We start from the raw sequence: 332 nt of genomic DNA on the forward strand, positions 1-332 counted from the left end.
AACTTAATGCGTTAGCTGCGACACGGAGACCGTGGAATGGCCCCCACATCTAGTTCCCAACGTTTACGGCATGGACTACCAGGGTATCTAATCCTGTTCGCTCCCCATGCTTTCGCTCCTCAGCGTCAGTTACGGCCCAGAGATCTGCCTTCGCCATCGGTGTTCCTCCTGATATCTGCGCATTCCACCGCTACACCAGGAATTCCAATCTCCCCTACCGCACTCTAGTCTGCCCGTACCCACTGCAGGCTGGAGGTTGAGCCTCCAGTTTTCACAGCAGACGCGACAAACCGCCTACGAGCTCTTTACGCCCAATAATTCCGGACAACGCT

Annotated in this window: 1 rRNA gene (cut by a window edge); it reads right to left on the reverse strand. The window is 55.4% G+C overall.

What is annotated here, in order from left to right:
• Window positions 1–332, reverse strand: a 16S ribosomal RNA gene (locus tag ASG69_RS21990) (its annotated part extends 735 nt beyond the left edge of the window); the annotation flags it as partial.

It is taken from the genome of Rhodococcus sp. Leaf225, from assembly GCF_001426145.1.
Classification (GTDB): domain Bacteria; phylum Actinomycetota; class Actinomycetes; order Mycobacteriales; family Mycobacteriaceae; genus Rhodococcoides.